General features: G+C 49.1%; 9 protein-coding genes. 6 read left to right on the top strand and 3 right to left on the bottom strand.

Annotation, left to right across the window (positions count from 1 at the left end):
- From ACYVI1_RS30330 to sufD, 5 genes are all read left to right on the top strand, one after another.
- Positions 1–639 (top strand): hypothetical protein (locus ACYVI1_RS30330; protein WP_460915327.1); only part of this gene is annotated, 639 nt, incomplete at its 5' end.
- A 378-nt stretch (positions 640–1,017) separates the two neighbouring features.
- Positions 1,018–1,290, top strand: a complete 273-nt coding sequence (locus ACYVI1_RS30335) for a hypothetical protein (RefSeq protein ID WP_460915329.1) — start codon at positions 1,018–1,020, stop codon at positions 1,288–1,290.
- A gap of 544 nt (positions 1,291–1,834) precedes the next feature.
- Positions 1,835–4,513, top strand: coding sequence for a hypothetical protein (locus ACYVI1_RS30340; RefSeq protein WP_460915331.1), 2,679 nt, complete (start codon positions 1,835–1,837; stop codon positions 4,511–4,513).
- A gap of 235 nt (positions 4,514–4,748) precedes the next feature.
- The gene (gene sufC / locus ACYVI1_RS30345) at positions 4,749–5,498 is read left to right on the top strand and encodes a Fe-S cluster assembly ATPase SufC (RefSeq protein ID WP_460915332.1); all 750 of its coding nucleotides are present in this window, start codon (positions 4,749–4,751) and stop codon (positions 5,496–5,498) included.
- 80 nt (positions 5,499–5,578) lie between these two features.
- Positions 5,579–6,904 (top strand): Fe-S cluster assembly protein SufD, encoded by a 1,326-nt coding sequence (sufD, locus tag ACYVI1_RS30350; RefSeq protein WP_460915333.1) that lies wholly within the window; start codon positions 5,579–5,581, stop codon positions 6,902–6,904.
- Positions 6,905–6,970: 66 nt separating this feature from the next.
- Here sufD and ACYVI1_RS30355 read toward each other — a convergent pair whose 3' ends face one another.
- The 3 genes from ACYVI1_RS30355 to ACYVI1_RS30365 all read right to left on the bottom strand — a co-directional run bounded on the left by ACYVI1_RS30355 (position 6,971) and on the right by ACYVI1_RS30365 (position 11,441).
- Positions 6,971–9,622: a carboxypeptidase regulatory-like domain-containing protein gene (locus tag ACYVI1_RS30355; protein ID WP_460915334.1), complete on the bottom strand. Its 2,652-nt coding sequence runs from the start codon at positions 9,620–9,622 to the stop codon at positions 6,971–6,973.
- 1 nt (position 9,623) lies between these two features.
- Complete coding sequence (locus tag ACYVI1_RS30360) at positions 9,624–10,400, bottom strand: GLPGLI family protein (RefSeq protein ID WP_460915335.1); 777 nt, start codon at positions 10,398–10,400, stop codon at positions 9,624–9,626.
- A 720-nt stretch (positions 10,401–11,120) separates the two neighbouring features.
- Complete coding sequence (locus ACYVI1_RS30365) at positions 11,121–11,441, bottom strand: response regulator transcription factor (protein ID WP_460915337.1); 321 nt, start codon at positions 11,439–11,441, stop codon at positions 11,121–11,123.
- A 459-nt stretch (positions 11,442–11,900) separates the two neighbouring features.
- On the opposite strand from ACYVI1_RS30365, the gene ACYVI1_RS30370 reads away from it, so the two are divergent.
- Complete coding sequence (locus tag ACYVI1_RS30370) at positions 11,901–13,139, top strand: SufS family cysteine desulfurase (RefSeq protein WP_460915338.1); 1,239 nt, start codon at positions 11,901–11,903, stop codon at positions 13,137–13,139.
- The last annotated feature ends 81 nt before the right edge of the window (positions 13,140–13,220 follow it).

The following is a 13,220-nucleotide window of genomic DNA, read 5'->3' on the forward strand; positions in this document are numbered from 1 at the left end:
ACGGTGACAGCGGGTTTATGCCAGACGGCCACCAACACCTACTCGGCCACGGCCCTGGTCCAACTGACCAATCCGCCAGCGGGTGTGCTGACACTAAGCACGGGTGGCAAAAGCCTGACCTTCTCAACGAGTGCTCTTAGCCCCAGCAGCTTCACGGCCAGTTTTGAGGGGTTGGTTTCAGACGGTGCGTCGCATACGGTGGTAGCCAGTTTGCCCGGCTGTGACCCCGCCCATGTCTCTTACACCGCCCCAGTTTCCTGTTCACCAACGCTAATTTGTTCGGTTAGTGTAACGGCTATAGTTGTTCCCGGTACCTGTATCGGCGGTACGCCCCAGGCGAATGGTCAGATCGTGTTGAGCCAGTTCCAGCCGGGCTACACGTACCAGTATTCGCTGGGAGCGAGTTTCAATCCAGGGGCTTTGCTGTCGGGGGCGGCTCAGGCAATCCCGGCAGGCGGGGTGCTGGCAAGTACCTTAGCAAATCCAGCCGCTGCCCAGGCCTACACGGTGCGGGTATATAATCCTTCGGGTTGTTCCAGCGATATGACGGTAGTGTTGCAGCCAACGGCCTGCCCGTGTCCTCCGGTGGTGTGTGTTCCTCTTTTTATCAGCAGGACTAAGCGGGGGCCTCGCCTATAATGCGTTGCGCCAACCTGAAGTCTGTCTAAACGAAAAAGTCCACTCTACTGGGTGGACTTTTTCGTGGTCCTTACTAATCGGTTAGTAGCTAGCTGCTTACCCAATATGGGCTGACTTACCGAACCCGTTTCGGCGTAGATACAGAGTGAGTTTTATCAGCCTAAACCATTTCACTGGCTGTTTCAAAATCGCTTAACACGAACGGCACTAAATAATCAATAAGTACATTTGCCATAACGCAAAACAGGCTTTCGTATAGTGGTAGTACGGAGAGAACCTCGTCGGGTAAAATGGGCATGGTGATTTGAGTTTGGCGACCAAAAGTTACACACTAAACACCCGTTGGGTTTCTTAATAAAAGGCTAAAGTCAAGCTAAGGTGCGGGCTACATTCGTGTTGCCAGTATTGGTTCGGTGGTCTGGGCGACGGGATGTCGGCGAATTGGGTATCGGTGGGGTAGTGCGGTTGCTTCCGGAAACAATACCGGGAAACTATACGGTGGTACCGGCCACGATAATCTCGGGTGGTGGGCTGTATCTGTTCCCAAATCTCCCGGCGGGTACCAATGTGGCCGAGTTTGATAATACGACTTACCTCCAGGCTATTTCATCAGCACCAAACCCAACGAGTCGGGTGTACCAGCGAACGTGACCAGTGATGCCAACCCCATAATGGGCCACTCTGCGCCGATTACACTGGTGTTAACCAATCATATTCTGGAGATAGATGCTGGATTAGAGACTGGATGTCCACCAACTAACTATGTACCGATTGTAATTAAACGGACTCGGTAGGTTAATAATGGTAACGAATGTCTTTCCGGCTGGCGCTGCCCTTGTCAAGTGCCTTGTAGCTGCTAAGGTGGCATCGTTTTTGTACATCGATCAGGAAGGAAATGACATTCCTAAAACTAAACACAACAATAAACTAATAATACTTATTAGTAAACCTTAAAGACTCTTTCTTCACTACTACAACTAAAATGTTGCGGCTGGCATAGCCTTTGCCATTTGGTGAGCGGGTAAACCCCACTTACTAATCCTGGCACTATATGTACATTTCTACCAGCATACTACGGTCGAAAACGAATTACGAAGTTTTCATACGTCAGCTCGGTACAGCCAACGCTGCGTTCATACTGATTCTGACTTTATTCCTGTCGCAACGTGCTGAAGCACAGACCTGCAGTGTGTCTATGACGTTATCGCCAGGCTCGTGCGCTCCAGCCACGAATACGTATGTGCTATCCGGAACGCTGGCGGCTACCAACGTACCCACCAGTGGCACACTGGTTATTAGTTCGGGCGCTTTTTCGCCCCGTAGTCTGACCCTACCCGTCGGTAACGCTACGGGTACCTTTAGCTACAGCGGCCTCGTCAGCAATGGGCAGACCTACACCGTCACGGCCAGTTTTTCCAACTCAGCCTGCTCCCCTGTCAGTCAGATCTATACAGCTCCTGTTTCGTGTTCGGTAGCACCCGTGTGCTCCTTATCAGCTACAGCTACGGCGGGGGTATGCGCTACCGCCACCAACACGTACTCAGCAACGGTAGCCATCGGCCTGACCAATGCGCTGGCGGGTACGCTTACTGTCAGCATTCCGGGGTCGGCCCCCATTAGCCAGGCGATTGCGGCTAATACCGGTTCGTTTACGGCGGTCTTCGCTGGCTTGCCTTCCGATGGAGCCAGTCATATGGCAACAATCACCCTGCCCGGTTGCGGCACCACCACGGCTACCTATGCAGCTCCAGCCTCCTGTTCGGTCGCGCCCATGTGCAGCCTGAGTGCTATTGCAACAGCGGGCTTGTGCCAAACGGCCACCAACACGTTTACGAACACCGTAGTAGTGAGATTGACAAACCCAACGACCGGTGTGCTCACCGTGAGCGACGGCCCGGCCAGTCTGACCTTCGCCACGACTGCTGTGAGCAGCGCGACCTACACGGCTACGTTCAACAATATTGTGTCCAATGGCTCTCTACACACCGTAACGGCTAACCTGCCGGGCTGTTCGTCAACGACTACTACCTACACGGCTCCGGCGTCCTGTTCAACAGCACCGATTTGTTCGGTAGGTACGCCCGTAGTGACGGCAGGAGCCTGTGCCAGTGCCACGAATACCTACTCGGCTACGGCCCTGGTGACGATCCAGAACCCAGCCAGTGGCGGTACGCTGACCATCTCGAATGGCACGACCAGTCAGCCTTTCAGCACGACGGCGGGCAGTTCCAATACCTTCACGATGGTTTTCAATGGGCTGGTCTCCAGCGGACTACCCCGCACCATCACGGCCACCTTGCCGGGTTGCGGCTCAGCGACGGCCCAGTACACCGCCCCAGCCAGTTGCTCGGCAGTTCCTGTTTGTGTAATCAATAGTCCTGTGGTCACGGCGGGAGGTTGTGCTTCGGCCACCAACACCTACTCGACTACGGCAGTCGTTACACTGATCAATCCACCCGCCGGGGTGCTGACGGTTACTGACGGGCCGCGCAGCCTGACATCCACCATTATCAGTGGATTGGGCAGCTTTACTTTTACGGCTACGTTCAACGGACTGACTTCCGATGCCAGTACACACACCATCACCGCCAACCTGCCCGGTTGTAGTTCGCAGAGTGTTAATTACACCGCCCCGGCCTCCTGCTCGGTTGCACCGGCCTGTTCGGTCAGTGCTATAACAACCCGCAGCCTGTGTGCTACGGCGACAAATACCTTCTCCAACACGGTGTTGGTAACGTTAACAAATCCAACGGCGGGTACGCTGACCGTGACTGATGGACCAGCCAGCCTGACCTTCGCTGTGCCTACGCTGGTGGGCACGGCCACGGTCTCAGCCATTTTCAACGGGCTGCTCTCGAACGGGGCAACCCGCACGGTGATAGCCTCCCTGCCGGGCTGCTCAGCAACCCCCATCACCTACACGGCTCCGGCCAGTTGTTCAGGGGCTGCACCGGCCTGTTCGGTGGGTACACCGGTCATAACGGTGGGCAGTTGTGCCACTGCGACGAACACCTACTCGACCACGGCGGCCGTCACGCTGGCTAACACCACAGCGGGGGTACTGACCGTCAGCAATGGCGCAACCAGCCTGACCACTACGGTGGCCGGGGGGCTGAGCAGTTTCACCTATACAGCCACCTTCAACGGGTTGCCGTCGGACGGGGCCAGCCGCACCATCACGGCCAGTCTGCCCGGTTGCGGTTCGGCCACGGCCAGTTACACGGCTCCCATTTCCTGTACGCCCACCCTGGTCTGTCAGGTCCAAACCCCGACCGTCACCGTCGGTCCGTGTCTGACCGCTACCAACACGTATTCGACCACGGCGGTCGTGGTGCTACAGAACCCCGCCGGTGGCCAGATACTATCGATCTCCAACGGGATCACCAGCCAGGTCGTCGCCACCACAGCGGGCACCAGCAATACCTTCACGGCAACCTTCATCGGTGTACCTTCGGATGGCCTGACCCGCACTATCACCGCAACCCTGCCCGGTTGTGGCTCGGCCACGGCCCAGTATACCGCGCCGGCGAGTTGCGGCTCGACCACAACCTGTCCGCCGTTTACGCTCTCGCCCGCTTCGCTGCCGAACGGTACGGTGGGCATGCCCTATAACGTGACGCTGGTTGCCAGTGGCGGCACGGGGCCGTACAGCTACAGCGTTACGTTGGGCACACTGCCAGCCGGTCTGGCCTTATCGCCAGCGGGTATCATTTCGGGGACGCCGTCGGCTACCGGCTCGTTCGGGATTACGGTACGGGTGAGCGATAATGCCGGTTGTTTCCAAGAACTTGATCCGGGTATTCTCACAATTGGAACAAGCGTAAATTGCCCACCGGCCAGGTGTGTACCTTTAGTGATTCAGCGATTACGTTAAGAGTAACCCCGGCATTACGTGGTAAAATCATCAAGGCTGATTCCTACTATGTTCACCCGAAAAGCGCAGTCGGTTTATACACAAAAAAGTCCTCCACATAGAGGACTTTTTTGTGTATCATGAATAAGCCGGAACGGAGCCAACTTTTAAGCTTCTCATTTTGTTAGTTAACAGGGCAGATCGCCTTGCATCTGTTATCTTTGCGGCTTGTTTGCCTGTCACAATACACCTTATTATGTTATCTATCAGTAATTTACATGCCTCCATTGGCGCTAAAGAAATACTTAGAGGGCTTAATTTAGACGTTAACGCCGGTGAGATTCACGCGATTATGGGTCCCAATGGGGCTGGCAAGAGCACACTGGCATCCGTTCTGGCAGGTCGTGAGGACTATGCCGTAACGAGCGGCAGTATTTTATTCGAGGGGCAGGACTTAACCGAGATGGCTCCCGAAGTACGGGCGGCCGAAGGTATTTTTCTGGCGTTTCAGTACCCCATTGAAATTCCGGGCGTGAGCACGACGAATTTCCTGAAAACAGCTATGAATGAAATCCGCAAGTATCGCGGGCAGGACTCCCTCGACGCGGTGCAGTTTCTGAAGTTGATGAAAGAAAAAATGAAACTCGTCAACATCGACCAGTCCTTACTAAGCCGGTCGCTGAACGAAGGGTTTTCAGGAGGAGAGAAAAAACGGAACGAGATTTTTCAGATGGCGATGCTTGAACCCAGGCTGGCTATTCTTGACGAGACTGATTCGGGCTTAGACATTGATGCCCTGCGGATAGTGGCCGATGGAGTCAATAAACTTCGGTCGCCGGAGCGAGCTACCATCGTCGTAACGCACTATCAGCGACTGCTGGATTACATTGTACCCGATTACGTTCATGTACTCTACAATGGCCGCATCGTTAAATCAGGCCCAAAAGAATTGGCCCTCGAACTGGAAGAGAAAGGCTATGACTGGATTAGAGCTGAAGCGGTATAAATTAATGATGAATGATGAATGATAAATGATTTAGCAAGAGTCATTTATCATTCATCATTCAATCATTCATCATTAAAAACATGACTCCCTCCTACGCATCCTATAACGAGTTTAAAGAGCAGTTGCTGACGTCTTTTCGGGACAACGAAGAGCGGATGAATGGCGAACGGAAAGCACCCATTCATCAACTCCGGCGGGCGGCCCTGAAGCAATTCGAGCAGCTTGGTTTTCCAACCATCCGACACGAAGAGTGGAAATACACCAATGTAAACGGTTTACTTAAACAGGCTTTTGATCTGGATGATACAACCACGCTGACAATTGATGACCTGGCCCAGCTCGAAATTCCTAACCTCGACGGCAATCTGCTGTACTTCGTCAATGGCCGGTATCATCCCGAACTTTCGCGGATTGTCAGCCCGACGAATCAGGTGCAAATTACGAGTTTCGCCGAGACGTTAAAAAACGACCCTGACTTCATTGGGGCACATTTTGCCCGCTATGCCGACTATCAGGAGAATGCCTTCACGGCCCTGAATACAGCTTTAGCCAGCGATGGCGTGGTGGTGCGGGTGCCAGACAACACCACCGTTGAGCAACCGATTATTCTCCGCTTCATTACCGACTCGCGCACAAAAAATATAGCCTCGCAGCCGCGTAATCTCATTGTGATTGGCAAAAACGCAGAGTTGATGCTGGCCGAATCGTATCGCACACTGGGCGACGGTGCCAGTTTCGTTAACGTCGTGACGGAGATTGTTCTCGACCGCGACGCCCGGATGCAATACTATAAAGTTCAGAACGAAACTGATAAAGCTTATCACATTGGCACCACGCAGGTAAACCAGGCTGACAACACCCATTTTTATTCGGCAACGGTAACACTCGACGGCAATTTCGTGCGTAACAACCTGAACATCCGGCTCGATGGGCAACATGCCGAAGCCTTTATGTATGGGCTGTATATGCCTAACGGTCGGCAGCACGTAGACAACCATACCCTCGTTGACCACGCCATGCCCAACTCCTACAGCAACGAACTGTATAAAGGCATCTTAGACGACAACAGCACGGGCGTATTTAACGGGAAAATTTTCGTTCGGCCCGACGCCCAGAAAACCAACGCCTACCAGTCGTGCAAGAATGTGGTGTTGTCGCCGGGGGCATCCATGAACACCAAGCCCCAGTTGGAAATCTTCGCCGACGACGTGAAGTGTTCGCACGGCACCACCACCGGCCAACTCAACGACGAAGCGCTGTTTTACATGCGGTCGCGGGGGATTCCGAAAGACGAAGCCCGGACGCTGCTGCTCTACGCCTTCTCGCAGGACGTGCTGAGCCAAATCAAAATCCAGCCCATCCGCGAGTATCTGGAAAAGGTGGTAACAGAGAAGTTGGGTAAGTAATGAATAGAGGGGTAGAATGATTTTCTAACGTGCCAGGTTTAAGTGCCTGGCACGTTTTTTTTGCAATTAAAAACTATACCGAGCATACAGTAGAACCATCCGGTTGAGTAGCGGATAAGTTCCTTCTGAATATGTTGTTGGCGTGATTCCTAACTGCCGATTTACAGTTTGATTTAGAAGGTTAGTGCCTTCGAGCCGTAGTTGAAGTTTAGGGCTGAATTGGTAATTCACATTACCCTTTAAAAAAGAAAAAGTATTCTGCTGAATTTGGTTTATCTCGCCAGTTAAATCCAATTGATATTTTTTCTGACGATAGAATAAGCGGATGTATGCATTGAGCATGGTAAATGATTGTTGAAGCGATTGTTCGCTTTGAAAAGCTGTTAGTACGGTTCGCTGATAGGTTGCCCCTGTTTCTACATTGAATGGTGATTCAAAAACAGAAATGTATTTAGCTGTTGCCATAGGGATATAGCCAATAGTTGTTCTTAATTGACCATTCACAACTTGTTGAAATTTATTACGCATCAATTTTGCATCTAATCGAATATTTCCAGAAAGCGGATAAACAAGTTTCTCCAGCAAGAGGTTGGCTCCACATGTATTTATGTGTGGCGTATTAATAAGGCTAAGCACTGAATAGTCTGACAATAACCTATAGTTTGATAGACTCCAAAGATCATTCGACCGAAGTGCAAATAGGGTTGCAAAGAATGTCATTTTCCGCAGGGCTACATCGGTGTACGTATAGCTTACTGAAAGTTGGTCCCGATTATCGAACAATAAACTCTGATAACCCTCTTGAGCCGACCGGAAATCCGTAATGATAATCTTATTAATAAGCAGGGAGTTTGCTACAGGATTAACCTGGCGGTCGTAGGCAAGTGCCACCCGGCTTAGGGAACCAAGTCGGCACATAGTTGTTAGATTAGCCTGTACAAGAGCGCGGTTATAACCTCGTGTATCTATAGAAGCATTGACTAAGTCGATCTGTAAATGGCCCGATATCTCGAGAACACGCCCCGTTAGTTTAGCCGCAGTGCGGCTAAATAGTGATTGACGCGATAGGTTTAGGGTGTCACTATTTACTAAAACGGGATTGATTTTCTGCCGGAAGTTTACACCAAAAACACTACATGAATAACCTATCCGTTGCTCAAACTTTCGCTTTTTTATGCCATATAACCATTTAAACTGACCGGAATAGTATTGGTGCCGCTGATTAATTTCCTGATTGAGTACAGTATTGCCAGCAGGCAGGAAAGGAAAGATTTCCATCGCCAACAACGAATTTAACCGACTGTACATTCGTTCTGCCAGCCGGGTGTCAGTGGCCTGCATCATGACAACAACAGCATTAGTGGCGCTCAATTTGTGCGTTAGTTCAAAGGAATGCTGGTTATCCTCAGTTGTGTTGATAAACTGTTGTGGAAAGAGCGATGCTACCCCAGATGCAGTAAAGTATGTTGTTTGGTCTAACTTAATCGTTTTTGTACCAAAGGCCCCTTTATAAATTAGGGTTGTATTTTTCGACCAGTCATAAGCTGCCTGTAAACGCAAGTGCGCCAATGTAGGATGTTGATGCAAGGTGTCGGACTGTTGGTAGGAAAAAGGAGTATCGTTGATTAGCTGGACCGATTGCAACCGGGCATCCCAGACCCGATCCTGAAACAGGGTTAGGTTAGCCGTAAACTTCAGTTTTTGTAGTGGAGTCAAAGCGACATTAAATGTTCCTACCCGTTCGTTATTGAAATTCTCCAGGGGTGAGTTGAGATTACGTGCGAATGGTTGGGCTGTTTGTGTAAATGGCTTTATAACTAATTGTTCGCTGGTTGAGCGATCATCCGCCAGTACGTTGGTGCTTATGTCATTAATCTCTAACCGCTTCGTACCAACGTTATTAGCCGATAAAACCGAAAATCCTTTCAACTTCTTCTGATACGAAAACAAATTCCCCACAGCATCATATCGTTGTGGACCACCTCCTGCGTCCAGCATACCAAAGAGTAATGTTTGTCGATTGTTTTTGACTGTGAGGTTTAGTACGGTTTGGTTCGATTGCTCAATTTTTCGCAACAGTTTGTTCTCCGAAAAGTGCTCTATGGCCTGTACTTCGTTTAGTAAAGTCGGATTAATACTACGCGTGGCGAGTTGATGGGTGTTACCAACGAGGTCATCCCCATCTAAGAATATTTTCTCAACGCGCTGATTTTTGAAATAGATATCACCATTGTCTTCTACCCGAATATTGGGCATCTTTTTCAATACCTCTTCGAGGGTCCGCTCTGACCCATTCATAAACGAGTTGACTCTATAGCGCGTTGAATCTCCCTGTTCCCGAATGGGCACTCGCGCGGTTACCTGAACCTCATTAAGAATTAGTTGCCCTAATTTAAGCTGAATGAGAATTGGCCTGACTAAATCCTGGCTGGTCGGCAACGCCTGTGTTGATTCACGGTAACTGATGTGAGAGACTTTTAATAAATAGCTTTGTACTGGTTCAGGTGTGAAGTTAAGACTAAAAGCACCTTTTGAATTAGTACGGGCAAAGGCGACCACGAGGCTATCGGAACCATTAAGTACTGTAATGTACGCCGATTCGATAGGTTGCTGCGTTGATTCATTATGAACATAACCGGTAATAGGAAGGGGTTGCGCGTTAATGCACAACCCCGACAATAATAGAAGACTAAACCAAACCAAAAAATAACGCACCATATTATCGACCTTCTAAACACTCTGGACTTTGGGTTAAGATTTCTGGGTTTCTCGGATCAGCGGCTGTCCCGCTTATAAACTTTCTTTGTTTATCTTCCTCCATTAACTCAATTTTCTTATACTCAGTAAATGAGAAAGTAGGGTCTCCCGTATTTGGAGGAGCAATGAGGTATGTTTTTTTAGCGGTTGGATATTCGGCTGTAAGCAGTTTGTAGGCAATATTAGCGCGTTCGTTTACAATTTCAACAATTAGTCCCGGCAGGCCACTCAATTTTCCAGGCCCAATACTTAGGGGAATGGCCGTTGTAAACCAGGCAGTATATTTTGCACACCTAAACGTTGTTGTAGCCTTTTGGCACAGATACGGGCCAATCCGTTTCTTTTGGGCTTCGAGTTTCCAATGTAATTGTGGAATTGAATCGTTAACAATGCACTTTTTATTATTCGAGAAGGCTGTTCGTAGAGTCATTAGGCCTTTCGTATAATCCTTATATAACGTAAAATCCTTGCCATCGCCAGAATCATCCCATTCCACTGTAATCCTATCCCCCGAACTCGTAGTAGTCGTAGAATCTGTTGGAGGCACTAAATCTTTGGCATACATTACATACACACTTTCGGATCCATTATAAAATAAATCCTCAACTCGTGAGTCAATAATTTGCGAAAAAAGCGATGTAGTTTTCTGGTAGCTAAAGCGGCTTTGTGAGATATTCTTTTGAGCAGATGCACTAAGAGTACTAACAACAAAGGTTAGCATCAGGAAAAAAAATTTCATAGTTTTTATATTTTTATGAATTAATAAATTCCTCCCAGACCTATCAGCCTGAGAGGAACAACCTGCCATTAGTCTTTCGGACACGGAATTTCAGTAACTTTTGCTTTCTGCGTAATGACGTTATAGTTGATTCTATAACATTTATCGGCAAATTTAGCTGTGGCACCGGCGCTTAATGCAACAGCAAGTGAAAGTGTCATTAGTGTTTTCATTTTGAATTAAGTTTTGTTTTGAGAAATCAATTAGTCCTATTAGTTGGGACATGGTATCTGCCAGCATTCCATTTCACCTTTTCCCTTTTCACGGCACCGGATGCATCTTTCTATCATCTTTTGCTTGATTTTTGAAGCCGATACCATTGCTGTTTGAGGGCGGGTTTTCACCACAGTGCGTCCTGTAGCATGGTTACTACCGACGGATGTTCCTGACTTTGCCATCGTCAGCGTTGTAACAAATAGCAGTAGAAGCAGAAAAGAAAGCTTAGTAAGTATTTTCATAGTAAGCCTAATTAGAGTTTACGTGAAACATATACTCAAAAGCCGCTTCTACTTTAGTCGACATGGGTTTCAGCAGCTTTCTTAACAACAAAGATATTGCCCTCTACTAGCCCAAAATAGGGAGCAAACTCCTCAAAAATTGAGGAGTTTGCTCCCTATTTTTTTTTAAGAAAGTGGTTTAAATAATACGACTTTTTGAGCTTTCCAACTATCGTCTGCACGCCTATGTAACTAAATCGCCGGAAGGGCATTTATCAGTTAGTAGCTCATGCCATTGGCGCAGCTCATCCTGATGTTTTCGGACAAAACGGGCCAGTTTGCGGGCACCCTGCAAATCAAGTTTGCTGCCAATGCGGTTGCGGTAGTTCACAACGCTTTTGGTAGTCAGGTTGAGTCGGTCGGCAATTTCAGCATTGGTCAGATCATCGTTGATGTGAATCAGCACTTCCCATTCGCGGGGAGTGAGTTCAAAAATGCCCCGGTTTGGTATGATCGCTTCGGGCGCTCCTTCGGTACGGTTCTGCAGGTGGCGTGGTGGCTTCATGTCGGTGAGTGGCTTTTGCACGAACAAAAAATAGCAATACGGCATGTAACCTTATCAAATCATGCGAGACAATGATAGTATAATTTTTCCCCTGAAAAGATGACCTTCCGACGCAATCTGACTGAAATCACCATTTTACCGGATGAAATCACCCAAAAACTCAACAAACATGATAATTTTTCAATATCTCGCTTTAAACGCAATTAAGAGCCTGTTTCACTCCTTCTTTAGACAAAACATATCTACCTATTCAATGGGCAATCAACCAGCAAATGCCTATAAACAGATTATGGCACGGCATAGGCAACTTCAACTCCCCCATTTCTCTACTACGATTAACTCCATCTAATTAAGCCGTGAATTTCCGGCTATTCGTCCTCGAACCCGAACCTAATTCAACCTGCTTTGCGTTTTCCTTATAGACTTAACGGACTTTTTGACGCTTCATTTCTGCTCCTCATGCAATCAGCCATAGATACAGCCCTCGATATACAACAAATCCGTCGGGACTTTCCGATACTCGATCAGCAGGTGAATGGTCGGCCCTTAGTGTATTTTGACAATGCGGCTACTAACCAGAAACCGCTGCCGGTCATCAATGCCCTGACCCGGTATTATGAGGGCTATAATGCGAATATTCACCGGGGCATTCACCATTTGGCCGAGCAGGCAACGGCGGCTTTTGAAGCGTCGCGCCGGGCTATTCAGACGTTTCTGAATGCCAAACACTGGCAGGAAATCATCTTTACCTATGGCACCACCGATGGCATCAATCTGGTCGCGCAAAGCTACGGTCGTCGGTTTCTGACCGAGGGCGACGAGATTATTATCTCAACCATGGAGCACCACTCCAACATTGTCCCCTGGCAAATGCTATGCGAAGAACGGGGTTGCGTGCTCAAGGTGATTCCGGTTGACGATAACGGCGAACTGATTCTGGACGAATATGAAAAGTTACTGTCGGAGCGCACGAAACTGGTCTCTGTCGTTCACGTCTCCAACTCGCTCGGTACCATCAATCCCGTTAAAATCATCATCGACAAAGCGCACGAAGTGGGGGCCGTTGTCCTGATTGATGGTGCCCAGGCCAGTTCGCATATCGACCTCGACGTGCAGGCGCTCGACGCTGATTTCTACGTATTCTCGGCCCATAAACTCTATGGCCCAACGGGCATGGGCGTTCTATATGGCAAAAAAGACCTTCTGGACGCCATGCCACCGTATCGGGGCGGGGGTGAGATGATTAAAGAAGTCACTTTTGCTAAGACGACTTACAACGATCTGCCGTATAAATTCGAGGCTGGCACACCCAACATCGCCGATGTCGTGGCCGTTAAAACCGCCCTTGAGTACATGGCCGGTTTGGGAAAAGAAAACATTGCCGCCCACGAAAATGACCTGCTTCTCTACGCAACCGAGCAACTCAGGGAGTTGGATGGTCTGCGAATTATCGGGCAGGCAAAACACAAAATTGGGGTTATCTCGTTTGTGCTGGCCGGTATTCACCACCAGGATACGGGTGTCATTCTGGATCAGCAGGGCATTGCCGTTCGGACGGGTCATCACTGCACAATGCCGCTGATGCAACGCTTCGGCATTGCCGGAACTACGCGGGCCTCGTTTGCGGTTTATAACACCAGAGATGAAGTTGACCGGCTCGTTACAGGCCTGCGCCGGGTGCAGAAAATGATGTTATGATGGGCTAAATCCTTGTAGTTTATGGAAATTGAAACACTTTTAGATAAACATCAGGTAATCGAAAGTTTTGGAAATTTACCC

The organism is Spirosoma areae, assembly GCF_054781775.1.

What these genes read in the sequence shown, in the direction of transcription:
- ACYVI1_RS30355 (WP_460915334.1), bottom strand. Translation starts at nt 9,622, where the DNA reads ATGGTGCGTTATTTTTTGGTTTGGTTTAGTCTTCTATTATTGTCGGGG.
- ACYVI1_RS30360 (WP_460915335.1), bottom strand. Translation starts at nt 10,400, where the DNA reads ATGAAATTTTTTTTCCTGATGCTAACCTTTGTTGTTAGTACTCTTAGT.
- ACYVI1_RS30365 (WP_460915337.1), bottom strand. Translation starts at nt 11,441, where the DNA reads ATGAAGCCACCACGCCACCTGCAGAACCGTACCGAAGGAGCGCCCGAA.
- ACYVI1_RS30340 (WP_460915331.1), top strand. Translation starts at nt 1,835, where the DNA reads ATGACGTTATCGCCAGGCTCGTGCGCTCCAGCCACGAATACGTATGTG.
- sufC (WP_460915332.1), top strand. Translation starts at nt 4,749, where the DNA reads ATGTTATCTATCAGTAATTTACATGCCTCCATTGGCGCTAAAGAAATA.
- sufD (WP_460915333.1), top strand. Translation starts at nt 5,579, where the DNA reads ATGACTCCCTCCTACGCATCCTATAACGAGTTTAAAGAGCAGTTGCTG.
- ACYVI1_RS30370 (WP_460915338.1), top strand. Translation starts at nt 11,901, where the DNA reads ATGCAATCAGCCATAGATACAGCCCTCGATATACAACAAATCCGTCGG.